Consider the following 1,201-nt stretch of genomic DNA (forward strand, 5'->3'; position numbering starts at 1 on the left):
CCATCCCCACGTCGGGGCGCAGCCGCCCGGCCTCCCGCGCGGCCCGCAGCAGCCCCTCGACCGCCACGACGGTGCCCCGGCGAACCGCCACCAGCTCCTCGTCCACCACCAGGTGCTCCAACAGCACCACGATCGCCGCCCCCATCCGCAGATCGGCGGCGGCGTGCACGAAGCGGCGCAGCGCCAGGTACGGATCCGGCTCGGCCGCCCGCGCCTGCTCGGCGGCCTCGGTGAGCCGGGCCAGCAGGTCGGTGACCAGTTCGCGGACCAGCGCCTCCCGGTCGGGGAACCGCCGGTAGAGCGTGCCCGGGCCGACCCCGGCCCGCCGCACCACCGCGTCCAACGGGGCGTCCGGGCCCCGCTCCAGGAACACCTCGCAGGCGGCGTCCAGGATCCTGCGCCGGCTGCGCTCCGCGTCGGCCCTCATCCACAACTCCCTAACCGGAGAAAATCTCTCCCCCTATGCTAGCGTCACCAGAAGCGGAGAAAATTCCTCCGCCTTCTCGCCCTCTTCAAGGAGCGACGCCATGCAGCCCGGCCTCACCATCCGCACCGAGATCGACGGCACCAACGCCCACGTCATCCTGGAGGCAGCCGTCGAGCCGGACGCGGTGGAGGCCGCTTCCGCCGTCGAGTCGGACGCGCTGCCCTGGCTGCTGTCCGGGCGCTCGGCCGCGGCGCTCGCCGCCCAGGCCGGGCGACTGCGCTCCTTCGCGGAGCGGCGGGCCGAGCTGCGGCCGCAGGACGTGGCCCGGTCGCTGCTCTCCCGTGCCGGGCTGGAACACCGAGCGGTGGTGCTCGGCGCCGACCGGGACGCCCCGCTGGCGGCCCTGGCCGCGGGCCGACCGTCCGGCACTCTGGTGTCGGGCGTCGTGGCCGAGGGGCGGACGGCGTTCCTGTTCACCGGTCAGGGTGCGCAGCGGGTCGGGATGGGCCGGGAGCTGTACGAGGCCTTCCCCGCCTTCGCGGACGCCTTCGATGCGGTCTGCGGGGAGCTGGACCTGCTGCTGGACCGGCCGGTGAAGGGCGTGGTGTTCGAGGGCGTCGAGGATCTGGACCGGACGGTGTGGGCGCAGGCCGGGCTGTTCGCGGTCGAGGTGGCGTCGTTCCGGCTGCTCGAATCCTGGGGCGTGACGCCCGACTTCCTGCTCGGGCACTCGATCGGCGAGATCGCCGCGGCGCACTGCGCCGGCGTGTTCTC

The 1,201-nt window shown here is 74.4% G+C and carries 2 protein-coding genes; one reads left to right on the forward strand and one right to left on the reverse strand.

Annotated features, from left to right (window positions below):
* On the reverse strand, positions 1–427 hold a 427-nt coding region (locus tag ACIQOV_RS42055; RefSeq protein WP_401056503.1), incomplete at its 3' end, for a TetR family transcriptional regulator.
* 100 nt (positions 428–527) lie between these two features.
* Between ACIQOV_RS42055 and ACIQOV_RS42060 the strand changes: the two genes are divergently transcribed.
* A partial coding sequence (locus tag ACIQOV_RS42060) for an acyltransferase domain-containing protein (protein ID WP_401056504.1) occupies positions 528–1,201 on the forward strand: 674 nt, incomplete at its 3' end.

The organism is Kitasatospora sp. NPDC091257 (assembly GCF_044757675.1).
GTDB lineage: Bacteria > Actinomycetota > Actinomycetes > Streptomycetales > Streptomycetaceae > Kitasatospora > Kitasatospora lactacystinica.